26 protein-coding genes are annotated in these 21515 nt (G+C 69.0%); 22 read left to right on the forward strand and 4 right to left on the reverse strand.

The genetic code is table 11. The annotated features are described in order from the left end of the window. Positions 1-2 precede the first annotated feature (2 nt). The 3 genes from ruvX to AD72_RS07770 are packed head-to-tail and all read left to right on the forward strand — an operon-like array spanning position 3 to position 2501. The gene (gene ruvX / locus AD72_RS07760; protein ID WP_082468804.1) at positions 3-476 is read left to right on the forward strand and encodes a Holliday junction resolvase RuvX; all 474 of its coding nucleotides are present in this window, start codon (positions 3-5) and stop codon (positions 474-476) included. Then, entirely contained in the window at positions 473-1669 is a 1197-nt protein-coding gene (mltG, locus tag AD72_RS07765; RefSeq protein ID WP_031465733.1) for an endolytic transglycosylase MltG, read from the forward strand. The genes ruvX and mltG overlap by 4 nt, the downstream gene beginning before the upstream one ends. 19 nt (positions 1670-1688) lie before the next feature. Further along, positions 1689-2501, forward strand: a complete 813-nt coding sequence (locus AD72_RS07770) for a shikimate dehydrogenase (protein WP_031465734.1) — start codon at positions 1689-1691, stop codon at positions 2499-2501. Here the strand turns inward: AD72_RS07770 and AD72_RS07775 are convergent. Then, positions 2487-3053: a TetR/AcrR family transcriptional regulator gene (locus AD72_RS07775; RefSeq protein ID WP_031465735.1), complete on the reverse strand. Its 567-nt coding sequence runs from the start codon at positions 3051-3053 to the stop codon at positions 2487-2489. The genes AD72_RS07770 and AD72_RS07775 overlap by 15 nt on opposite strands. A gap of 83 nt (positions 3054-3136) precedes the next feature. On the opposite strand from AD72_RS07775, the gene AD72_RS36400 reads away from it, so the two are divergent. The 10 genes from AD72_RS36400 (at position 3137) to AD72_RS07820 (ending at position 11692) form a co-directional block, all read left to right on the forward strand. Further along, positions 3137-3310: a hypothetical protein gene (locus AD72_RS36400; protein ID WP_156365081.1), complete on the forward strand. Its 174-nt coding sequence runs from the start codon at positions 3137-3139 to the stop codon at positions 3308-3310. Between the two features lie 70 nt (positions 3311-3380). Then, entirely contained in the window at positions 3381-6503 is a 3123-nt protein-coding gene (locus AD72_RS07780; RefSeq protein WP_031465736.1) for a Tn3 family transposase, read from the forward strand. A 272-nt stretch (positions 6504-6775) separates the two neighbouring features. Next, a complete protein-coding gene (locus AD72_RS07785) occupies positions 6776-7345 on the forward strand; it encodes a type 1 glutamine amidotransferase domain-containing protein (protein ID WP_031465737.1) in 570 nt (189 codons plus the stop codon). 28 nt (positions 7346-7373) lie between these two features. Then, positions 7374-8513, forward strand: a complete 1140-nt coding sequence (locus AD72_RS07790; protein ID WP_031465738.1) for a glutathione-independent formaldehyde dehydrogenase — start codon at positions 7374-7376, stop codon at positions 8511-8513. Positions 8514-8568: 55 nt separating this feature from the next. After that, complete coding sequence (locus AD72_RS07795) at positions 8569-8982, forward strand: GlcG/HbpS family heme-binding protein (protein ID WP_031465739.1); 414 nt, start codon at positions 8569-8571, stop codon at positions 8980-8982. A gap of 33 nt (positions 8983-9015) precedes the next feature. Beyond that, positions 9016-9324, forward strand: a complete 309-nt coding sequence (locus tag AD72_RS07800) for a putative quinol monooxygenase (protein ID WP_031465740.1) — start codon at positions 9016-9018, stop codon at positions 9322-9324. A gap of 180 nt (positions 9325-9504) precedes the next feature. Further along, entirely contained in the window at positions 9505-10080 is a 576-nt protein-coding gene (locus AD72_RS07805) for a recombinase family protein (protein WP_031465741.1), read from the forward strand. A gap of 66 nt (positions 10081-10146) precedes the next feature. Then, positions 10147-10410 (forward strand): hypothetical protein, encoded by a 264-nt coding sequence (locus AD72_RS07810; RefSeq protein WP_031465742.1) that lies wholly within the window; start codon positions 10147-10149, stop codon positions 10408-10410. Positions 10411-10431: 21 nt separating this feature from the next. Next, complete coding sequence (locus AD72_RS07815; protein ID WP_031465743.1) at positions 10432-11007, forward strand: GrpB family protein; 576 nt, start codon at positions 10432-10434, stop codon at positions 11005-11007. Between the two features lie 79 nt (positions 11008-11086). Next, a complete protein-coding gene (locus tag AD72_RS07820; protein ID WP_051898170.1) occupies positions 11087-11692 on the forward strand; it encodes a prepilin peptidase in 606 nt (201 codons plus the stop codon). 19 nt (positions 11693-11711) lie between these two features. On the opposite strand, the gene AD72_RS07825 is transcribed toward AD72_RS07820, so the two are convergent. After that, entirely contained in the window at positions 11712-12071 is a 360-nt protein-coding gene (locus AD72_RS07825) for an excisionase (RefSeq protein ID WP_031465745.1), read from the reverse strand. Positions 12072-12139: 68 nt separating this feature from the next. Between AD72_RS07825 and AD72_RS07830 the strand changes: the two genes are divergently transcribed. From AD72_RS07830 to AD72_RS07860, 7 genes are all read left to right on the forward strand, one after another. Then, positions 12140-13105: a Clp protease N-terminal domain-containing protein gene (locus tag AD72_RS07830; protein ID WP_031465746.1), complete on the forward strand. Its 966-nt coding sequence runs from the start codon at positions 12140-12142 to the stop codon at positions 13103-13105. 12 nt (positions 13106-13117) lie between these two features. Continuing rightward, positions 13118-14227 (forward strand): FAD-dependent oxidoreductase, encoded by a 1110-nt coding sequence (locus AD72_RS07835; RefSeq protein WP_031465747.1) that lies wholly within the window; start codon positions 13118-13120, stop codon positions 14225-14227. A gap of 131 nt (positions 14228-14358) precedes the next feature. Continuing rightward, positions 14359-15555: a chorismate synthase gene (aroC, locus tag AD72_RS07840; RefSeq protein ID WP_031465748.1), complete on the forward strand. Its 1197-nt coding sequence runs from the start codon at positions 14359-14361 to the stop codon at positions 15553-15555. Then, positions 15552-16085: a shikimate kinase gene (locus tag AD72_RS07845; protein ID WP_031465749.1), complete on the forward strand. Its 534-nt coding sequence runs from the start codon at positions 15552-15554 to the stop codon at positions 16083-16085. Before aroC ends, AD72_RS07845 begins: the two co-directional genes overlap by 4 nt. Next, entirely contained in the window at positions 16082-17197 is a 1116-nt protein-coding gene (gene aroB / locus AD72_RS07850) for a 3-dehydroquinate synthase (RefSeq protein WP_031465750.1), read from the forward strand. Before AD72_RS07845 ends, aroB begins: the two co-directional genes overlap by 4 nt. Further along, on the forward strand, positions 17194-17625 hold the full coding sequence (gene aroQ / locus AD72_RS07855) for a type II 3-dehydroquinate dehydratase (protein WP_031465751.1): 432 nt from the start codon (positions 17194-17196) through the stop codon (positions 17623-17625). Before aroB ends, aroQ begins: the two co-directional genes overlap by 4 nt. 77 nt (positions 17626-17702) lie before the next feature. Then, positions 17703-19226 (forward strand): family 43 glycosylhydrolase, encoded by a 1524-nt coding sequence (locus tag AD72_RS07860; RefSeq protein ID WP_231644754.1) that lies wholly within the window; start codon positions 17703-17705, stop codon positions 19224-19226. On the opposite strand, the gene AD72_RS07865 is transcribed toward AD72_RS07860, so the two are convergent. Beyond that, positions 19187-19630 carry a hypothetical protein gene (locus tag AD72_RS07865; protein WP_051898173.1) on the reverse strand — a complete coding sequence of 148 codons (444 nt, stop codon included), beginning with the start codon at positions 19628-19630 and terminating at the stop codon, positions 19187-19189. The genes AD72_RS07860 and AD72_RS07865 overlap by 40 nt on opposite strands. A gap of 149 nt (positions 19631-19779) precedes the next feature. Here AD72_RS07865 and efp point away from each other — a divergent pair, with 149 nt between their 5' ends. After that, entirely contained in the window at positions 19780-20343 is a 564-nt protein-coding gene (gene efp, locus AD72_RS07870; protein ID WP_031465754.1) for an elongation factor P, read from the forward strand. 1 nt (position 20344) lies between these two features. Further along, positions 20345-20803, forward strand: coding sequence for a transcription antitermination factor NusB (gene nusB / locus AD72_RS07875; RefSeq protein ID WP_031465755.1), 459 nt, complete (start codon positions 20345-20347; stop codon positions 20801-20803). 92 nt (positions 20804-20895) lie between these two features. Here the strand turns inward: nusB and bldD are convergent, their stop codons facing one another. Then, complete coding sequence (bldD, locus tag AD72_RS07880; RefSeq protein ID WP_020501935.1) at positions 20896-21384, reverse strand: transcriptional regulator BldD; 489 nt, start codon at positions 21382-21384, stop codon at positions 20896-20898. Between the last annotated feature and the right edge of the window lie 131 nt (positions 21385-21515).

The following is a 21515-nucleotide window of genomic DNA, read 5'->3' on the forward strand; positions in this document are numbered from 1 at the left end:
CCTTGGCAGGTGATCCCGGTCCCGGTCGCAGGCTCGGCATCGACGTCGGCGCGGTACGCGTCGGCGTCGCGCTGAGCGATCCCGCGCCACTACTCGCGTCACCACTCGTTACCCTCCCGAGAGACGAGCGGGACAAGACCGACATCGCCAAGCTCGTCGCGTTGATCGAGGAACACGAGGTGGTCGAGGTCGTGATCGGATTGCCCAAGACGCTCGCCGGCGGGCACGGCAGCGCTGCACAGCACGCGAGTGCCTACGCGGAGGAACTCGCCGCGCGCATCCGGGTGCCGATCCGGTTCGCCGATGAGCGCCTGTCCACGGTCAACGCGGGCCGGATGCTCTCCGATCGCGGCGTACGGGGCCGCAAACAGCGTTCGGTGATCGATCAGGCCGCCGCGGTGGACATCCTGCAGACCTGGCTGGACGCGCGGTCGAACGCCGCGGCGCGGGGCGATCTGGGCCGGGAGGACACGTGAACGACGACCTCGGCCTGTTCGACGAGGAGGATTACCCGCGCGAACCATCCAGATCCCGGGGGCGGGAGCAGCTGCGCAGAAAACGGCGGATCACCTGGCTCGGCTCCGGCGTGATCGTCGCGGTGCTGCTGCTGTTCGCCTGGTTCGGTGTCCGCCAGCTGCTCGGGCTCAGCTTCGCCGACTACGAGGGCGGCGGACAGGGACAGGTCGTCGTCCAGGTCACCGCGGGTCAGTCGCAGCGCGCGATCGCCGCCGAGCTCGCCGACAAGGACGTGGTGGCCAGTGCCTCCGCCTATACCCACGCCGCGGAGGACAACGACAAGGCGCTCTCCATCCAGCCCGGCTACTACCAGATGCGCGCCAGGATGTCCGGTCAGGCCGCGGTCGCTCAGCTCACCGACCCCGGTTCCCGGGTGGGCAACCTGCAGATCCGGCCGGGTACCCGGCTCCAGGATGTGAAGCAGCCGAACGGATCCGTCACCAAGGGCGTGCTCAGCCAGATGGCCGCGTCGAGCTGCGCGGAACACAACGGGGACAGCACCTGCGTCTCGGCGAACACATTGCAACAGGTGGCGGGTTCCACCGACCTGACGAGCCTCGGCGTGCCGTCCTGGGCGGCCAAGGAGGCGGGCAAGGTCGACGCGGCGCACCGGCTCGAGGGACTGATCCTGCCCGGTGTGTACGAGGTCAAACCGGGCTCCTCGGCGAAGGATCTGCTCAGCACCGTGCTGCGTGCCTCGGCGGAGAAAATGAGCTCCGCGGGTCTGCCACAGGCCGCCGAGGGGAGTGGGCTGAGCGCCTATCAGGTGCTCACCGTCGCCTCGCTGGTGCAGGGTGAGGGCGTGGAGAAGGACTTCGGCAAGGTCTCCCGGGTCATTCACAACCGGCTGACCCAGAAGCAGCGGCTGGAACTCGACTCGACGGTCAACTACGTGCTCGATCGCCCGGAGATCCGCACCTCGAAGACCGACCGGGACAAGGCGGGCCCGTACAACACCTACGCGAACGCGGATCTGCCACCTTCACCGATCGACTCGCCGAGCATCGAGGCGATCAAGGCGGCCGCGAAACCGACTCCGGGGGACTGGCTGTTCTTCGTGAAATGCGAGAAGGACGGGTCCTCCTGCTTCGCCAAGACCGTCGACGAACACCGGCAGAACGCCAAGAAGGCACAGGAGAGCGGTGTCTACTGAGCCAGCCAGGATCGCGGGAGTGCTCGGCGATCCGATCGAACACTCCCTTTCCCCGGTACTGCACAACGCGGCCTTCACCGCGCTTGGCCTGGACGACTGGGAGTACCGGCGAATCCGCTGCGGCGAAGCGGAACTGCCCGGTCTGGTGGACAGCTCCGGCCCGGAATGGGTCGGCTTCTCGGTCACCATGCCCGGCAAGCGGGCAGCACTGCGGCACGCGAGCTCACTGACCGGCAGGGCACACGCGGTCGGCGCGGCGAACACCCTGCTGCGCAAGAAGGACGGCTGGCACGCCGACTGCACCGATGTGAGCGGGGTGAGCGGGGCACTGCGCGCGGCCGCCGGGTTCACCGAGGGCGGTCGGGGAGTGGTGCTCGGCGCGGGCGGGACCGCCGCGGCCAGTGTGGTGGCCTTCGCCGAGCTCGGATTCACCGAGGCGACCCTGGTGGTCCGCGATCCGGACCGGGCAGGGGAGACCGTGGCCGCCGCCGAACGTGCCGGACTCGACGTACTGGTGCAGACCTGGGCGGAGACCGACTTCGGTGCGCTCGCCGCGAAGGCGGACGCGTTGGTGAGCACGGTGCCCTCGGCGGCCGTGGAACCCATCGCCGAGGAACTCGCGCAGGCGCACGCGCTGCTGGATGTCATCTACGATCCCTGGCCGACCCCACTGGCCCGGGTGGCGCCGCGATTGGCCACCGGGCTGGACATGCTGCTGCACCAGGCGTTCGAACAGGCCGAACTGTTCACCGGACAGGCAGCCCCGCGCGAGGCGATGCGTGACGCACTGCGCGCCGCGATCGGGGGCACCCTGGAGCTACCGCTGGACTGATCCGGCGAGGTGCTCGATTCCCGCCCGGATCCGGTCCTTGTCCATGCCCCGGGCGCTGAGCAGATAGTCCATGATGTCCGCGCGCATCGCGGTGAAGAGGGCATGCGCGAAGTAGTCCGCGTCGATGTCCGGGTTCACCGCGGCGATCCGCGCCCGCAGTTCGGCGATCCAGAACTGGCAGACCGGATTCGCGTAGTAGGCGTCCGGACCGAGATGCTCGAAGGCCCGGTTGAGCGCCCGGTTCTCCCAGGCGAACTCGAACAGCGCGTCCAGGATGGCGGCGAACGCCTTAGCCGGTTCGGCGCCCGGGCCGAGTGGCGGTGGTCCCTCGGTGAGCGCGGTGCGCAGCCGCGCCACTCGTGGTTCGAGGATTGCCTCGATCAGGCCGGTGCGGTCGGTGAACCTCCGGAACACGGTGCCCTTGCCGACCCCTGCCGCCTCGGCGATCCGCGCCATGCTCACGGGCGCCACGCCTTCCCGGTCGAACAGCTCGGCGGCCGCGCGGAGGATGCGTTCCCGGTTGCGGGCGGCGTCGGATCGCTCGGCGGGCACGAGAACCTCCTGGCATAACTGGACCGGTGGTCCGTATAGTATTGAAGCGGACCGTCGGTCCAGTTATACCCGAAGGAGATATCGTGCCGGAAACCGACCTGCGCAGCTGGAACGCCGAGATGATCGCGAGGTTCCTGGCCGCCCCTCCCGAACCGTATGCCGAGCACCGCCCCGTGGTGCGGGTGATCGAGGTACCGGGACGGCGCAGCGGGGAGCCGCGCCCGTTCGCCGTGAACATCACGCTGATCCGGGGTTGAGTAGCAGTGGTACAGCGGTTAGCGCTAAGCCGGGATCTGCTGGTCAGGGCGGTGCGGATACGGTTTCGTCGTGCCGGTGGAGTTTCTGACCGATGAGCAGGCGGAGTCGTACGGGACGTTTCGGGTAGAGCCGACTCGTCCGGAGTTTGAGCGGTTCTTCTTCCTCGACGACGAGGACCGTCGACTGATCGGCAAACGCCGTGGTGATCATTCGCGCCTGGGGTTTGCGTTGCAGGTGTGCACGGTGCGCTACATCGGGTTGTTCCTGGCTGATCCACTGGATGTGCCATGGCCGGTGGTGGAGTACCTGGCCGGGCAGTTGGGCATCGATGACCCTTCGGTGGTCAAGCGCTACACCGAGCGGCAGATGACGCCGTACGAGCATGCCTGGGAGATCGAGCAGGCGTTTGGCTACCACAAGTACGACGATCAGGTCTGGGGCAGGAAGTTCCGCACGTTCCTCTACGGCCGCGCTTGGACCCACGCCGAGGGGCCGGTGGCGTTGTTCAACCACGCGACGGCGTGGCTACGCCGGCACCGGGTGCTGTTGCCAGGGGCCAGCGTGCTGGCCCGGCAGGTTTCCGCGGCGAGGACTGCGGCAGAGGATCGGCTGCATGCCACGGTGGCTCGCGCGGCGCGACGGGCGGATCCGGCGCTGCCGCCGGCGTTGGTCGCGCTGCTGGCGGTGCCCGATGGTGAGCGACGCTCGGAGCTCGAGCGGCTGCGCCGGCCGCCTACGCGCTCGACGGGGACGGCGATGGCGCGGGCGCTGGATCGGGTCAATGAGATCTCCGGGTTCGGGCTGGGGAGAGTGGATGTGTCGCGGGTGCCGGTGAACCGCCTGTCCACGCTGGCGCGCTACGGGATTGCCAGCAAGGCTGCGGCGCTGGAGCGGGCGCCGGAACCGCGGCGGACGGCACTGGTGACCGCGGTGATGCGGAACCTGGAGGCGGCGGCGATCGACGACGCGCTGGATTTGTTCGCGCTGCTGATGGCCACGCGGTTGATCTCCCCGGCGCGGCGGTCCTCGGAGAAGGAACGTCTGGCGAATCTGCCGGGTTTGGAGCGGGCGTCGCGGACGTTGACCCGGGCCTCGGCGGTGCTGGTGCGGCTGTTGGATGAGGCCGTCGAGTCCGGGGTGGCGCTGGATCCGCCGCTGGTGTGGTCGAAGCTTGCGGAGGTGGCGCCGCGCGAGCAGGTCACTGCGGCGATGGCGATGGTGGACAAGCTGGTGCCCGAGGAGGACGGGTCGGCCGAGATCGCGTTGCGTAAGGCGCTGGCGGGGCGCTACAACACGGTGCGCCCATTTCTGACGCTGTTGGGCGAGTCCCCGGCGTTGGTGGCCGCGCAGGGAGGCAAGCGGGTGCTGGCCGCGGTGCGCAAGCTGCCGGGCTTGGCGCGGCGCAAGACCGGAAAGCGCCCGCTGTCGTCGGCAGAGGTCGATGCCGAGCTGGTGCCGCGAGCCTGGCGGCCGGCGGTGTTCGCGAACCCGGCGCTGCCCGCGGGCGCCGTCGATCGAGACGCCTATGTGGTGTGTGTACTTGAGCAGCTGCACCGAGCCCTGGTGCGTCGTGACGTCTACGCGGCGCCGTCGAATCGGTGGTCGGATCCGCGGGCCAGGTTGCTCGACGGCGCCGGGTGGGACGCGGTGCGCGAGGACGTGCTGGCCGGTCTGTCGCTGGACATGCCGGTCGCCGAACACTTGGCGGAGCTGACGGGCGGGCTGCACGCGGCCTGGCAGCAGATGGCCGCGCGGATGGACGAGGCCGGTCCGGAGGCGAAGGTCGAGGTCGTCGTCCCGCCGGAAGGCGGGCGGGCACGACTGAGCGTGGACAAGCTCGGCGCGGTCGACGAGCCGGAGTCGCTGACCTGGCTGCGCACGACGACGGAGGCGATGCTGCCCCGGATCGACCTGCCGGACCTGCTGTTCGAGGTGCACTCCTGGACCGGATTCCTCGACGCCTTCACCCACGTGTCGGAGGGCTCCTCGCGCATGGCCGGGCTCGACATCAGCCTGGTAGCGCTGCTGGTCGCCGAATCCTGCAACATCGGCCTGACACCGGTGATCAACCCGCACTACCCGCAGTTGACCCGCTCGCGGCTCTCGCATGTGGACCAGAACTATCTGCGTGGGGACACGATCGCAGCGGCGAACGCGAAACTCATCGACGAGCAGGCGCGGATTCCACTGGCGCAATGCTGGGGTGGCGGGATGCTGGCCTCGGTGGACGGGCTGCGCTTCGTCGTCCCGGCCCGCACCATCAACGCCGCCCCGTCACCGAAGTACTACGGCTACAAACGCGGCATCACCTGGCTCAACGCCGTCAACGACCAGGTGTCGGGAATAGGGGCAATGGTGGTGCCCGGCACCCCACGCGACAGCCTGTTCATCCTCGACACCCTGCTCAACCTCGACGGCGGCGTGAAGCCGGACATGATCGCGACCGACCATGCCTCCTACTCGGACATGGTGTTCGGATTGTTCAAGATGCTCGGCTACCGCTTCTCGCCACGCCTGCGGGATCTGTCGGACCAGCGGTTCTGGCGGGCGGAAGTGGCCGGTGAGCAGGAGGCAGGTCACTACGGCCCGTTGAACGCGGTCGCGCGGAACAAGGTGAACCTGTCCAAGATCGAGACCCACTGGCCGGACATGCTGAGGGTGGCCGGGTCGCTGGTCACCAACCAGGTCCGTGCCTACGACCTGCTGCGCATGTTCGGCCGCGAAGGCCGGCTCTCCCCGCTCGGGCAGGCCTTCGCCGAGTACGGCCGGATCGACAAGACGCTGCACCTGCTGGCGCTGTGCGACCCGGTCGACGACTCCTACCGGCGCCGGATGAACCGCCAGCTCACCGTGCAGGAATCCCGCCACCGCCTCGCTCGGGCGATCTGTCACGGCAAACGCGGCAACATCGTGCAGGCTTACCGCGACGGGCAGGAAGACCAGCTCGCTGCTCTTGGCCTGGTCTTGAACGCGGTGGTGCTGTGGACGACCCGATATCTGGACGCCGCGGTCGCCGAGATCGAAGCCACCGGACATGTCATCCCGGATGCGGACAAGGCTCGGCTGTCACCGCTCAAGGACAAGCACCTCAACTGTCTCGGCCGGTACGCCTTCACCGCGTCTCAGCCTGCTCGTGGCCTGCGCCCATTGCGCGACCCAACGACCCGCGGCGACGATGACACCGACGCCTGATCGGCTCAATTGGGGATCGGCTTGCGGCACATTCATGAACTGCCCTCTGGGGGTCGACACGCATGGGTTCCATCAGCGTTGGGCCGCTGCTCGGCGGTGTATGGCGGGCGGGTACCAGGGCTGCAGGTCATTCGGGTAAGCCTCCCAGAGGCGGAAATGGCGCCGCCCGCCGATCCGCGCTGACCGGCCACTCGGCGGGTGTTTGCGTCCCAGTCTGGCCGGGTAGTGCCTTCACTGTGGTTGTTGCCACACTATGAGGAGGCGTGATTGTCATGGCAGATGAGCTGCGCGGCCGGCGGGTCGCGATCCTGGCCACCGACGGTGTCGAGCAGGTCGAACTCACCCAGCCCCGCCAAGCGGTCGAGCAGGCCGGGGCGCAGGTGACGCTGCTGTCGATCCACACCGGACAGATTCAGTCGATGAACGCCGACATCGACAAGGGCGACACCTTCACCGTCGACCGGTTGGTCTCCGACGTTTCCGTTGATGACTTCGACGCCCTGCTCCTGCCCGGCGGCACGGTCAACCCCGACGGGCTGCGGGTCAACTCCGACGCGGTGGGTTTCGTGCGGGAGTTCGTGGGCTCCGGCAAGCCGGTCGGCTCAATCTGTCACGGGCCGTGGACGTTGGTCGAGGCCGACGTGGTCCGCGGCCGCACGTTGACCTCGTTCCCCAGCATCCGCACCGACATCCGCAACGCCGGCGGGAACGTCGTCGATGAGGAGATCGTCACCGACCAGGGTCTGGCCACCAGCCGCGACCCCAACGACCTGCCCGCGTTCTGCTCCAAGATCGTCGAAGAGTTCGCCGAAGGCCGCCACCGGGCCCCCACCAAGACCTGAGTCGAACCCAACCGCCAAGGAGAAGAACATGAAGGCACTGGTCTACAACGGCCCCCGCGACGTCACCGTCTCCGAGGTTCCCGACGCGCGTATCGAGCGGCCCAACGACGTCCTGGTCAAGATCACGGCAACGAACATCTGCGGGTCGGACCTGCACATGTACGAAGGGCGCACCGACTTCGATAAGGGCCGTATCTTCGGCCACGAGAACCTCGGCGAGGTCATCGAGGTCGGCGGCGGCGTCGACAAGATCAAGGTCGGGGACATGGTGTCCGTCCCGTTCAACGTCAGCTGCGGGCACTGCCGCAACTGCGAACACGGACTGACCAACTACTGCCTGGCCGCCAACGAACCCGACATGGCAGGTGGCGCCTACGGGTTCGCCGACATGGGCGGCTGGGCCGGCGGCCAAGCCGAGTACCTGCGCATCCCGTGGGGCGACTTCCAGTGCCTACGCCTGCCCGATGACGCCAAGGAGAAGCAGAACGACTACACGATGCTCTCCGACATCCTGCCCACCGGCTGGCATGCCGTGGAGATGTCCGGGCTGGTTCCCGGCGAAGCCATCGTGATCTACGGGGGCGGTCCGGTCGGGCTGATGGCCGCGCTGTCCGCGAGCGTCAAGGGCGCGGCGAAAGTGATGGTCGTCGACCGTCATCCCGACCGGCTGCGCCTGGCCGAGCAGATCGGCGCGATCCCGATCGACGACTCGAAGGGCTCCCCGGTCGACCAGATCATGGAGCAGACAGGCGGCCGTGGCGCCGACCGCGGTGCCGAGTGCGTCGGCTACCAGGCCCACGACCCCCAAGGCAACGAGGACAACGCGCTGACCCTCAACAACCTGGTCGCCTCGGTGAAGTTCACCGGCGGCATCGGCACCGTCGGCGTGTTCGTCCCCCAGGACCCCGGCGCGCCGGACGAGTTGGCCCAGCAGGGCAAGGCCCGGTTCGACTTCGGCTCCTTCTGGTTCAAGGGTCAGCAGATGGGCTGCGGGCAGGCCCCGGTCAAACGCTACAACCGCCACCTGCGCAACCTCATCGCCGAAAACAAGATCACACCGTCCTGGATCGTGTCCCACAACCTGACCCTCGACCAGGCGCCGGAGGCCTACCAGCACTTCGACGCCCGCGACGACGGCTGGACCAAGGTCGTGCTCAACCCCGCCTGAACCACCAAGCCGAGAAACCGGGTGCCGCGAGAAACGGACAGGGAAGCCAGCAACGATGAGACAGATCGAGACAGTGGCCCTCGACGATGCCCGCAGGGTGATCGCCGCAGGCGAGCAGAAGGCCCACGAGATCGGGTCGCCAAGCAACGTGGCCGTGGTCGACGCGGGCGGGAACCTGGTCGCACACATCCGGATGGACGACGCCTGGATGGGCAGCATCGACATTTCGATCAACAAGGCGTTCACCGCGCGGGCCTTCGACACCTCGACCGGTGACCTCGCGAAGAACTCCCAGCCCGGCGAGCAGTTCTACGGCATCAGCGACTCCAACCACGGCCGCGTGATGATCTTCGCCGGAGGTTTGCCGCTACACGGGAGCGACGGGAACGTCGTCGGCGGGGTCGGAGTCTCCGGGGGCACCGGCGAGCAGGACCAGATCGTCGTCGAGGCCGCCATGGCCGCGTTCTGACCCCCCGCACGACGTCTTCGAAGGAGATCGATCATGGCTGAACCAGTGACCGTCGGGCTTCTCGTGCGTATCGAGGCGCTACCCGGACGAGAAAACGACGTCGAGAACTTCCTGCAGCAGGGGCTCGGCATCGTGGAGCAGGAGCCCAACACGGTGCGGTGGTTCGCCATCCGTTTCGGGCCCTCGTCCTTCGGCATCTACGACGCCTTCCCCGACGACTCCGGTCGCCAGGCCCACCTCTCGGGCCAGGTCGCCCAAGCCCTCGCCGACAACACCGGCACCCTGTTCGCCCAGCCCACCATCGAACCGGTGGACGTGATCGCCGAGAAACCCCCGACCTGATCGGCCACCGAGGTGGTTGGGCTCGTCTCAACAGCCGAACCCTCACTGAGACAGCCGCGACGGATCGTCGCCGAAGTGATTGCCCATGTACGAGCAGGAACGACGGTGACCAGGCTCGTCTCAGTTACCTAGTACGGTGAAATTCTCACTGAGCGGGGGCTAACCGTTATACTCCTGCTCGTGTCCGGAACCCTGATCGGCTATGCCCGTTGCTCCACCGACGAACAAGACCTCACCGCCCAGCGCCAGCACCTGGCCGAGCTCGGCGTGACCGAAGATCGGATCTACCTCGATCACGGACTCACCGGCACCAAGCGAGCCCGGCCCGGCCTGGACCAAGCGCTCGCCGCCGTCCGCGAAGGCGACACGCTCGTAGTGCCGAAGCTGGACCGGCTCGCAAGATCGGTGCCCGATGCTCGCGCTATCGGTGATGACCTGGCAGGGCGCGGCATCAAGCTCTCCCTTGGCGGACAGGTCTACGACCCCACCGACCCGATGGGCAAAATGTTCTTCAACATCTTGGCCACCTTCGCCGAGTTCGAGGTCGACCTGCTGCGGATGCGCACGCGCGAGGGCATGGCCGTCGCCCGCGCCAAGGGCAAGCTGCGTGGCAAGAAACCCAAGCTATCCCCGAAACAACAGGCTGAACTCCGGCGAATGCACGCCACCGGCGAGTACACGATCGCTGACCTCACCGAGCTGTTCTCCGTATCCCGACCGACGGTCTACCGCACCCTGCAGCGCACCGTTAGCTGACGAACAGTCAGTTGACCAGTAGGTCCTGGCTTAGCGCTAACCGCTGTACGGCTGCTACTCAAGCCCGTGATCGACGGGGCGCGCTATGTGTGCACCTCGACGAGGAAGCGCGACTGGGTGCGGAATCTGCTCGCCGCGGGATCCTGCGCGATCCGGGGCGAGGGCCGGTACACCGCGGTGCTCGTGGAGGGAACCGCGGCGGCCCGGGTGTTCGCCACCTATCTGCCGCTGGCCGGCTATGTGGACGAGGCGCTGCCCTTCGCACCGGACGCGCCACTGGCCGAGATCGAACGGCACAGCGGCGAGTTCGCCGTGTTCCGGCTGGCGTAACCGCAGGGCTAGGCTCGCCGCATGGCATTCGAGGACGTCGTGGTCGGCGAAGCGCGGCCGTATGCGGACAAGGTGGTCATCGAGGAATACGACCCGAGCTGGCCGGACCGCTATCGGGCGCTCGCCGACCAGCTGCACGCCGTCCTCGGAGACACCCTGCGGCTCGTGGCCCACAAGGGCTCGACCTCGGTCCCCGGACTCGCCGCCAAACCGATCATCGACCTCGTGGCCGCGGTCACCGACTCCGCGGCGGAACCGAGCTATGTGCCCGCGCTGGAAGCGGTCGGTTACCGGCTCCGGGTACGCGAACCCGACTGGTACCAGCACCGGATGCTGCGCAAGCGGATCGTGGACGGTGCGGACGAGAACGCGCATCTGCACGTGTACACCGAGGGCTGTCCGGAGATCGCGAAGAACCTGGCCTTCCGGGACTGGCTGCGCGCCCACCCCGAGGACCGGGACCGGTACGCCGAGGTGAAACGCGAGCTCGCCAAGCGAGAGTGGCGCTACGTCCAGGACTACGCCGAGGCCAAGACCGAGATCATCGAGGACATCATCGCGAAGGCCCGCGCCGCCGGAGTGGAAGTCCCGGCCTGACCGGGCCTGCCCGCGTGAATGGACCGTTCACGCGGGGTTTTTCTTGTCGCGGGGTGGTTCCGGGCGCAAGGCTCGAAGCATGGAACTCGTACGTTCAGCCTGGCCGGTGCCCGTGCTCGCGCTGCTCGGCTGGCCGTCCGGCCGGGCGGTCCGGGCGCTGCTGGCCAGGGTTCCCCGTGGCGTGGACTGTTCCGGGCGATGGTGCGGGTGGGGAACCGCGGCGCTGTGGAGCCTGACCGGAGTGTTGGCGGTGACCGGGGTCCTGCCCTGGCGGTGGGTGCCCGTCGCGCTGGGGCTCGCCCTGTTCGCGGTCCCGCTCGTCCTCGCGGATGTGCGAGCCAGGCGGTTGCCCGATCCGCTCACCCTCGCGGCCCATCCCGTCCTCGGTGCCACGGCGGTGTTCGCGGAGCCGCAGGCATGGCAACGCATCGCGGCGGCGGGTCTGGTGCTCGGCGGCACCCATCTCCTCGTGCACCGGCTGGCCCCGCACGCGCTCGGTGGCGGGGACGCCAAGCTCGCTGGTGCGCTCGGTATGCCGCTCGGTGCACACGGCTGGTTCCCGGTGCTGGTGTTCGCCCCGCTCGCCGCGGTGCTCAGCCTGGGGCTGGCCCTCGGCACGCGGAGCAGGACGGTGCCCCATGGTCCCGCGATGCTCGCGTCCGGCTGGCTGCTGGTGGTGTTGTAGCCGTTGCCCCGGGTACCGGCTACTTCCGCTCCAGCGCGGCCAGGCGCAGTTCGAGCTGGTCGATCCGGTGCCGGAGCAGAGCCACCTGGGCTTCCAGGCTGACTTCCCGTTCCGCCCGGCGCTGAATGCGCGGCGACGTGGCGGCGCGTTCGATCACCGCCTCCAGCTGGACAAGGCGCTGCGGTCCGTGGGGGCCGTCCACCAGCCGGGAACGGATCTCACCGTTGCGGTACCAGGACCGCAGCGCCGAGCGGGAAACGCCGGTCTCGGCTTGCGCCCTGGCCAGCGTGACCCAAGGGGTCTCGTCCAGCTGCTCGAACAGCTCCAGCTCGTTCTGCCAGCGCGCGAGCCGGTCCTCCCAGTCCGACGGTGTCTCCATGACACCCTCCCTTCGGCATGGTGACCCTGTCAATAACAGTGTATTGACAGGGTCGCAACCATAGAACCATGCCATTCGAACGGTTCACGGTGAAAGCCCGCCAGGTGGTCGTCGCGGCCCAGGAAGAGGCGAGACGGCTCAAGCACGACCACATCGACACCGAGCACATCCTGCTGGCCTTGCTCGATGCACCGGACAGTACGGCGGCAACGGTGCTGCACCGGCTCGGCTACGACAAGCAGACCGCTCAGGCCGATATCGCCGCGCTGGTCGGCCCCGGCACCGGGGAGCTGAGCGGCCACATCCCGTTCACCGCGCGCGCGAAAAAGACCCTGGAGCTCGCGCTGCGCGAGGCGACGCAGCTGCATCACAACGAGATCGGTACCGAACACATCCTGCTCGCCCTTGTCGGGGAAGGCGGCGGTGTCGGCGCGAAGGTCCTCGCCGAGCGGATCACGCCGGTCGGCAAGATCCGGGCAGCGGTGCTGGCCTCGGTGCAGGGTTCACCGGAAGCGCCGGCGGATTCCTGGCCTGCGGGTACGCCTGCCACCGCGGACACTGTGGCGGGTGCGAGCGCGCTGGCCGGTGGCGCACCGGTCGGCAGCCACCACCTGCTCGAGGCGATGCTGCGGGCGGAGAACAGCATGGCGGCCAGGGTGCTGCGCGAACTCGGGGTCGACCCGGACACGGTCGCCGCCAAGATCGACGAGCTGGATCCGGAGAGCACCTCGGACGCGAACCCTGAGGAGGCCGCGGCGCGCAGGATGGAACTGCGGCTGCTCGGCGAGGAGGTGCACCTGATCCTGCGCGATCCGGCGACCGTCACGCTCGCCAAGCAGGTCACCGAGTTGTCCGGCGGCGCGATCCAGGGTTCCGGGCCGGTCGCGGGTCTGTTCGTCCCACTCTGGCGAGCGGCCGACCAGCTGCTGGCGCAACTGCGGCGGATGCTGGAACCGGAATCCGGAGAAGAACACGGCACCGCCAAGGTCGTGCGCACGGTCCTCGGGCCCCGGCTCCGCAGGCGAACCGGCTGAATCGGGGCAATCATGCGGATCGTCATCGTCGGCGCCGGGCTCGGTGGCCTGCTCCTTGCCCGGGTACTGCACCTGAACGGCCTCGATGCCGTGGTGTACGAACGCGAATCCTCGCATGCGGCTCGCCCTCAGGGCGGCATGCTCGACATCCATTCCGGACAGCGAGCCCTGCGCGAGGCCGGTCTGATCGACGGGTTCTCCGCGATCGCCCGGGGTGCGGGCCAGGACATGCGGCTGCTCGAGCCGGATGGCACCCTGTTGCTGCAGGAGGACACACCCGAGGACGCCCCGCTGGATCGTCCGGAGGTGGACCGCGCCGACCTGCGTGCGCTGCTGCTCGATGCTCTACCGGAACACACGGTGCGCTGGGGGCACGCGTTCGACCACGCCGATGGCCATGTCGCGCACTTCGCGAACGGCAACAGGGCGAGCTACGACCTGCTGGTCGGTGCCGACGGCGCGAACTCCCGGGTCCGTGCGTTGCTCACCGAGGTGCGCCCGGCGCACATCGGCCAGAACGTCGTGGAGATCGGGATTCCGGATATCGACCGCACCCACCCCGAGCTCGCGGCGATGCTCGGGCGCGGCAACTACTGGGCGCTCGGCAACGGGCAATCCCTGGCGGCGCAGCGTAACGGCGACGGCCGGGTGCGCATCGGGCTCAGCTTCTACAACACCGCCGAGGACTGGTTCGCCACCAGCGGGATCCCGTTCGGTGATCCGCCAGCCGCCCGCGCGCGGCTGATCGAACTGTTCGCCGGCTGGGACGCGCGGTTCACCGCACTGATCGCCGCCTGCGAGGACACGATCCTGCCCCGGTCGATCACCGCGCTCCCGGTCGGCCTGACCTGGCCATCGAGGCCGGGCATCACGCTGCTCGGCGACGCCGCTCACCTGATGCCGCCGGTGGGCCAGGGCGCGAATTTGGCGCTGCTCGACGGTGCCCTGCTCGGTCGCACCCTGGCCGCGAACCCGGACGACGTGCCCGCAGCCGTCGCCGAGTACGAGCGGCAGATGTTCGAACGCGCCGGAGCCGCTGCCCGGATGTCCGCGGATATGCAGGAATTGCTGATGTCGCCGGACGCCGCCCGCAAAATGCTGGAGTTCTTCCAGCCGGGCTGAACGCGGTACCCGGGTGCTCGCGGTGGACGGCGCGGAGCCGGACAGAAGCTCCAGGTTACGGCGTCGGCCCCGGCCGGTTCAGCCAGGCCTCTGCGTAGGCCGGTGGGGCGGTTCATGGGAGGATCGGACCCGTGCTGCGCTGGATGACCGCCGGAGAATCACACGGGCCCGCCCTGGTCGCGATGCTGGAAGGCATGCCGGCCGGTGTCGAGGTCACCACATCCGATATCGCCGCCGCCCTGGCGCGGAGGCGGCTCGGCTACGGCCGGGGTGCGCGAATGAAGTTCGAGGCCGACGAACTCGACATCCTGGGCGGGGTGCGCCACGGCAGGACCCAGGGTGGCCCGATCGCGGTTCGCGTCGGGAACAGCGAGTGGCCGAAGTGGCAGGAGATCATGTCCGCCGATCCGGTCGCGGACGAGGCACTCGAAGGCAAGGCCCGCAACGCCCCGCTGACCCGCCCGCGGCCCGGGCACGCCGACCTCTCGGGCATGCAGAAGTACGGCTTCGACGATGCCCGTCCGATTCTGGAGCGAGCGAGCGCGCGGGAGACCGCCGCCCGCACCGCGGCCGGTGAGGTGGCCCGGCAGTTCCTGCGCCAGAGCATCGGCGCCGAGGTGCTCAGCCACGTTGTCGCGCTCGGTTCGGTGCGCGCCGCGTCCGAATCCCTGCCCGGTCCCGGCGACCTGGAGCGGATCGACGCCAGCCCGGTGCGCACCAATGACGAGGCCGACGCCGCGGCGATGGTCGCCGAGGTGGACGCGGCGCGCGCCGAGGGGGACACGCTCGGCGGTGTCGTGGAGGTCGTGGTGCACGGACTTCCGCAGGGGCTCGGCTCGCACGTGCACTGGGACCGCAAACTGGACGGCCGCCTCGCCGGTGCCCTGATGAGTATCCAGGCGATCAAGGGCGTCGAGGTCGGGGATGGCTTCGAGGTCGCGATGAGCCGGGGAAGCGCCGCGCACGACCAGATGCACCCGGAGACGGTCGGGGTGAGCCGCTCCTCGAACCGCGCGGGCGGCCTCGAGGGCGGCATGACCAACGGCGAACCGCTGCGGGTCCGCGCGGCGATGAAACCGATCTCCACGGTGCCCCGCGCACTGTCCACAGTGGATGTGACCACGGGGGAGACGGCGGTGGCGATCAACCAGCGCTCCGATGTGTGCGCGGTGCCCGCCGCCGGGGTCGTCGCCGAGGCGATGGTGGCCCTGGTGCTCGCGGACGCCGTGCTGGAGAAGTTCGGCGGGGACACGCTCGGCGAGGTGGCCAGGAACTGCGCCGCCTACCGGTCCGAGCTCGCCGAGCGCTATGACTGGAGCACGAAATGAGCCGGCGTCCCGCCGCGGTGCTCATCGGTCCGCCTGGCGCGGGCAAGACCACCGTCGGGGAACTGCTGGCGGACCGGCTCGGCGTCCGGTTCCGCGACGTGGACGCGGATATCGTCGCCAGGCAAGGAAAACCGATCGCGGAGATCTTCGCCCAAGACGGCGAAGGGCGGTTCCGGGAGCTCGAGGAGCAGGCGGTCGCCGAGGCGCTCGCCGACCACACCGGTGTACTCGCCCTCGGTGGCGGCGCGGTGGGCCGTCCGGACACGCGCGACCGGCTGCTCGCCGGGCACCGGGTGCTGTTCCTCAACGTGGGCATCGAGGAAGAGGTGCGCCGGACGAGCACGTCCGCCGCCCGGCCGCTGCTGCACGGCACCGACCCGAGGACCCGGCTCGCGGCGCTGCTCGAACAGCGCCTTCCGCTCTACCGCGCGGTCGCCGAACTGGAGATCGACACCGACGGACGCAGCGCGGAAGAGATCGCCGCGCTCGCGGCCGAACACCTCGCCAAGACGGGAGCACCCAGCCAATGAGCGCATCGACCCTCGCCCGGATCCCGGTGAATGCCGAGCGGCCCTACGAGGTCGTGGTCGGCCGCGGCCTGCTGGACGACATCGTCCGCGCGGTCGCGGACTCGCCCTCGGTGGCGATCATCCACCCGCCGACCCTGACCGCCACCGCCGATGTGGTCCGTGAGGAGATCGTGGCCGCGGGGCCGGAAGCGAACCGCATCGAGATCCCGGACGCCGAGGACGGCAAGGACCTCTCGGTGGCCGCGTTCTGCTGGGAGGTGCTCGGCAAGATCAAGCTCGACCGCACCGGCACCATCATCGGGCTCGGCGGCGGTGCGGTGACCGACCTCGCCGGGTTCGTCGCCGCGACCTGGCTGCGCGGGGTGCGGGTCATCCACGTGCCGACCACGGTGCTGGGCATGGTGGACGCCGCGGTCGGCGGCAAGGCCGGGATCAACACCGAGGCGGGTAAGAACCTCGTCGGCGCGTTCGCCGAGCCCGCGGGGGTCTTCGTGGACCTCGCGACCCTGGAATCCCTGCCGCGTAACGAATTGCTCGCCGGGATGGCCGAGGTCGTCAAGGCCGGATTCCTCGCCGACCCCGCCATCCTCAGCGCGATCGAGGCCGATCCGGAACAGGCGACCGATCCGGCCGGGGATGTGCTCGGCGACCTGGTTCGCCGGTCGATCGCGGTGAAAGCGGAAGTGGTCTCCGCGGACCTGCGCGAGGCCGGACGGCGGGAATTCCTCAACTACGGGCACACCCTCGGCCACGCCATCGAGCGGCGGGAACGGTACCGGTGGCGGCACGGGGCCGCCGTTTCGGTCGGCCTGGTGTTCGCGGCCGAGCTCGCCCGGCTCGCCGGCAGGCTGGACGACGCGACCGCGGAACGGCACCGCGCGGTGCTCGAACTGCTCGGCCTGCCCACCCGGTACGCGGCCGATGCGCTGCCCGCACTGGTGGAGACCATGCAGGGGGACAAGAAGACCCGTTCCGGGGTGCTGCGCTTCGTGGTGCTCGACGGGCTGGCCAAACCGGGGCGCCTGGAAGGTCCCGATCCGAGCCTGCTCGCGGCCGCCTACTCGGCCGTTGCCGACGAACGCGGCCCGGGCGGTGGCGAGGTGCTGCTGTGAAGGTCTTCGTGCTCAACGGCCCCAATCTGGGCAGGCTCGGCAGCAGGGAACCTGGGATCTACGGCAGCACCAGCTACGCCGGGCTCGAGGAACTGTGCGCGCGCACCGGAGCCGAGTGCGGGGTCGAGGTCGAGACCAGGCAGACCGACCACGAGGGCGAACTGGTCGGCTGGCTGCACGAGGCCGCCGACGCGGACAGTCCCGTGGTGCTCAACGCCGGGGCATGGACCCACTACTCGATCGCGGTGCGCGATGCCGCGGCCCAGCTGCGCGCCCCGCTGATCGAGCTGCACATCTCGAATGTGCACGCCAGGGAGCCGTTCCGGGCGAAGAGCGTGCTCTCCGACATCGCCACCGCCGTCGTGGCGGGCCTCGGCGTACGCGGCTACGCGCACGCCATCCGCTGGCTGGCCGAACGGGATTCCTGACCGGATACCACAAGCAGCGCGAACGGGTGACCACGACGGTCGGTACCGGCAGCGTGGTGTCTCACTAGACTGGCCGCGTGGTCGGGGCAGATGGTCGCCGGAGCGCACGGCGTTCGGTGCAGGGTGGCATGATCACGGTCGCGCTCGGCACGCTGTTGCTGGCCGTCGGATGCGGCGCGGGCGAGGAAGCCGATGCCGCGGCGGCCTCACCGCAGCACGATCAGAACGACGGCGTACACGTTCCAGGGCAGGGGCCGCGGCTGTCCGTCGACCGGCCCCGGGACACCCTGAACATCGCGGGCGGGGGAACGGCCGCGCCGTACAACTACGCGCCGAGCGTCATGGCGGACGGTTCCACCACCCGGATGTGGTGGTGCAGCCAGCTACCGGACGCCGGCCCGCCGGGCGACGACATCCTGTACGCGCAGGCCCCCGGTATCGACGGCCCCTACGGTTCGAACGGGGTCGCCGCGACGGCCGCGCTCTCCGGCAGCGGCGGGACCGCCTTCGACGCGAAGCACACCTGCGATCCCTCGGTCATCCGGGTCGGCGGCACCTACTACATGTACTACACCGGTGCGGCCGGCGATAAGGCCCACGGCAACGCCATCGGGATGGCGAAGAGCACCGACGGGACGACCTGGCAGCGCAACGGCGAGCCGATCGTGCGGCCCTCGCTCGGCAACGACGGGCAGAACACCTACGGCGCGGGCCAGCCTTCGGCGCTGTACCTGGACGGCTGGTTCTACCTGCTCTACACCGACACCTCGAGCCGTTCGGCGGGGGACAACGGGGCGGGCCAGTTCGTGTTGCGGGCCAAGGATCCGACGTTCACCGAACAGGTGCAGATGCTCACCGGATCCGGGTTCACCGACAAGGGCATGCTCGCGCCGGGCAACGAGAAGAACCTGGTGGACGCGTTCTCCGCGGACTGGATGTTCTCCGATGCGCTGGACGCGTTCGCGCTGGCGCACGAGACCAAGCACGGCACCGAGATCACCTTCTTCGACCGGAACCTGCGCAGCCAGCCCTATCAGCCGGTGCTGCTCACCGGGCCATGGCAGGAAGGGCCGGGCCTGGCAAGGCGCGGCGACGGCCACGCACCGGTCTCCACGAGCGATCCCTGCTCCCGGGTACCGCTCGACGTGGTCCGCGCGACGGTCACGCCGAACGCGCCGTCCAATCTGAGCCATTTCGGGCTGGATGTCACCGGTGTGCACGGCTGTGCCACTCCGGGCCGCGCACTCGGCCTGCTGCGCGGCTACGGAGTGCTTTCCCCGCAACGGACCGTGTACCTGGTGGTGGACGGCGGCATCGTGCGGGTGGAACGGCGCTCCGTCGCCGAGGCGCTGGCCCTCGGGGTGCTGGACACCAGGGTGCCCGCGCTGGACGGGGCACCGATGCTCGCCGACCTCGCTCCGGCCGCGCCGGGGATCACGGCCACCGGGCGCCCGCTCGGCCTCATGCTCTCCGACGGGAAGCTCTGGCCGGTCGGCAAGGATGAGCTCGCGCGGCTGAACTCCTCACCTGTGCAGACCGTGTCCCCGGACCGATGGGACATCTACCCCTCGGGCAGCGACCTCTCCCGCTTGCGCGGCTGACGGCGGCGCACACCCTCGCGCCCGCCGACCAGCCTGCCGATCAGCAAGCCCAGCCAGGAGGGCACGAGCACGAGCAGGCCGATGAACGGGGCGGGCCCGATCAGCGCCGGACCGATCGCCCAGGCGCCGGTGTTGTCCACGAACGCGGCCTGGCCGATCACTCCGAGCAGGGCGCCGAGGACGCCCGCGAGCAGGGCGGCCTTGAGCCACAGATAGTTGTCCCCGGTGTTGCCGAGTAAGTGATCGATCGCCGCCCAGGCCATGGCGACCGCGCCGAGCAGGCACAGCCCGGCCACGGTCAGCGCCGCGGGAACGGAGCCGCCCACCGCGAGCTTGGCGTAGAGGGTCTGCACGATTCCCCACAACACCGCGAGGTTCACCCCGCGAATCAACCAGCCACGCATGACGCCAAGGCTAACCCCTCCTGGCCCACCAGGTAGCATTGATTGTCCCTCGAATACGCGGCGATCCAGCGCGGCGAACCGAGACCAGCGGCGATCGACGGCTGATCCAAGGCTAGTGACGACTCAAGAACAGGAGCGAGACCACCACCGTGGCCACAACCAATGACCTGAAGAACGGCCTCGTGCTCAACATCGACGGCCAGCTCTGGTCCGTCGTGACCTTCCAGCACGTCAAGCCCGGCAAGGGCGGCGCTTTCGTGCGCACCACGCTGAAGAACGTGCTGTCCGGCAAGGTCGTCGACAAGACCTTCAACGCGGGCACCAAGGTCGAGACCGCCAACGTCGACCGGCGCGACATGACCTATCTGTACTTCGACGGCTCCGACTACGTGTTCATGGATCCGGACACCTACGACCAGATCACCGTGCAGCCCGGCATCGTCGGCGATGCCGCGAACTACATGCTGGAGAACAGCACGGTGCTCGTCGCCAAGCACGATGAGAGCCCGCTGTACGTTGAGCTTCCGGGTTCGGTGGAACTCCTCATCGAGCACACCGACCCCGGCGTCCAGGGGGACCGCTCCACCGGCGGTTCGAAGCCCGCGAAGCTGGAGACCGGGGCGGAGATCCAGGTCCCGCTGTTCCTCAGCACCGGTGAGAAGGTCAAGGTCGACCCGCGGGATGGCCGCTACCTCGGCCGCGTGAACTCCTGAGATGGCGGATTCCGAGAGTTCCGGGAACAAGCGGCACGGCGCGGGCGCCCGTAACAAGGCGCGCAAGCGTGCCGTTGACGTGCTCTACGAGGCGGAGGCGCGCGAGCTCGATCCCGTCACGCTGATCGCCGAGCGCGTCGGCTCCACGGATGTGCCGCCGGTCAACGACTACACGGTGGCCCTTGTCGAGGGGATCCAGGCGAACCTGGCCCGGATCGACGAACTGCTCGCCGAGCATTCGGAGGGGTGGACGGTCGAGCGCATGCCCGCGGTCGACCGCGCCCTGCTCCGAATGGGTCTGTACGAGTTGCTGTGGGCTTCGGATGTGCCGGACGCGGTCGCCATCGACCAGGCCGTCGAGCTCGCGAAGGTGCTCTCCACCGACGACTCGCCGCGATTCGTCAACGGGGTGCTCGGGCGTATCCAGCTGATCGCCGACCAGCTGCGCGCCGTTCTGTGACTCACCCGAAGTAGGGGGCCGGGCACCGAGCGTGCCCGGCCGACGGCATACCAATACCGGCTTGGATCCGCGTGGTCCAAGCCGGTACGTGGTTATTCGTCGTGCGCCGGGCGGGCCTCCGGGGGCAGCACGCCCCAGTCGATCAGCCGCTCGGTGAGCTCACCGGGTGCCATGTCGTAGATGATCGCGAGCGAACGCAGGTCCTCGTTGCGGATGGAGAGCACCTTGCCGTTGTAGTCTCCGCGCTGCGCCTGGATCGTGGCCGCGTACCGCGCGAGCGGACCGACTTTCTCCACCGGCAGCTGCTGCAGCCGTTCCAGGTTGATCACGATCTTGGTCGCGGGTTCGGTCACGGCGGGACTGCGGCCTTCCGGAAGCAGCTCGGCGACCGGGACTCCGTAGAAGTCCGCGAGCTCCGAGAGCTTCTGCACGGTCACAGCACGGTCGCCGCGCTCATACGAGCCGACGACGACCGCTTTCCACCGGCCCGCCGACTTCTGCTCGACACCATGCAGCGACAGGCCCTGCTGCTGGCGGATACCACGAAGTTTCGCACCGAGTGCTTTGGCGTACTCGCCCATCTGGCGGTTCTCCATTCCCTACTTCCCCGGCGCCTCACGAGCGTCCACCGGGAGCTACCGTCAACACGCAGAGTAATGGTTACCGAGTGTTGTCACAACCGTCAAGCGTAATTCTTTTCGGGTCGATGCAT

Origin of the sequence: Sciscionella sediminilitoris (assembly GCF_000737195.2) — a bacterium.
Classification (GTDB): Bacteria; Actinomycetota; Actinomycetes; order Mycobacteriales; family Pseudonocardiaceae; genus Sciscionella; species Sciscionella sediminilitoris.

What these genes read in the sequence shown, in the direction of transcription:
- AD72_RS07785 (WP_031465737.1), top strand. Translation starts at nt 6,776, where the DNA reads ATGGCAGATGAGCTGCGCGGCCGGCGGGTCGCGATCCTGGCCACCGAC.
- AD72_RS07790 (WP_031465738.1), top strand. Translation starts at nt 7,374, where the DNA reads ATGAAGGCACTGGTCTACAACGGCCCCCGCGACGTCACCGTCTCCGAG.
- AD72_RS07795 (WP_031465739.1), top strand. Translation starts at nt 8,569, where the DNA reads ATGAGACAGATCGAGACAGTGGCCCTCGACGATGCCCGCAGGGTGATC.
- AD72_RS07800 (WP_031465740.1), top strand. Translation starts at nt 9,016, where the DNA reads ATGGCTGAACCAGTGACCGTCGGGCTTCTCGTGCGTATCGAGGCGCTA.
- AD72_RS07815 (WP_031465743.1), top strand. Translation starts at nt 10,432, where the DNA reads ATGGCATTCGAGGACGTCGTGGTCGGCGAAGCGCGGCCGTATGCGGAC.
- AD72_RS07820 (WP_051898170.1), top strand. Translation starts at nt 11,087, where the DNA reads ATGGAACTCGTACGTTCAGCCTGGCCGGTGCCCGTGCTCGCGCTGCTC.
- AD72_RS07825 (WP_031465745.1), bottom strand. Translation starts at nt 12,071, where the DNA reads ATGGAGACACCGTCGGACTGGGAGGACCGGCTCGCGCGCTGGCAGAAC.
- AD72_RS07830 (WP_031465746.1), top strand. Translation starts at nt 12,140, where the DNA reads ATGCCATTCGAACGGTTCACGGTGAAAGCCCGCCAGGTGGTCGTCGCG.
- AD72_RS07835 (WP_031465747.1), top strand. Translation starts at nt 13,118, where the DNA reads ATGCGGATCGTCATCGTCGGCGCCGGGCTCGGTGGCCTGCTCCTTGCC.
- AD72_RS07845 (WP_031465749.1), top strand. Translation starts at nt 15,552, where the DNA reads ATGAGCCGGCGTCCCGCCGCGGTGCTCATCGGTCCGCCTGGCGCGGGC.
- aroB (WP_031465750.1), top strand. Translation starts at nt 16,082, where the DNA reads ATGAGCGCATCGACCCTCGCCCGGATCCCGGTGAATGCCGAGCGGCCC.
- AD72_RS07865 (WP_051898173.1), bottom strand. Translation starts at nt 19,630, where the DNA reads ATGCGTGGCTGGTTGATTCGCGGGGTGAACCTCGCGGTGTTGTGGGGA.
- nusB (WP_031465755.1), top strand. Translation starts at nt 20,345, where the DNA reads ATGGCGGATTCCGAGAGTTCCGGGAACAAGCGGCACGGCGCGGGCGCC.
- bldD (WP_020501935.1), bottom strand. Translation starts at nt 21,384, where the DNA reads ATGGGCGAGTACGCCAAAGCACTCGGTGCGAAACTTCGTGGTATCCGC.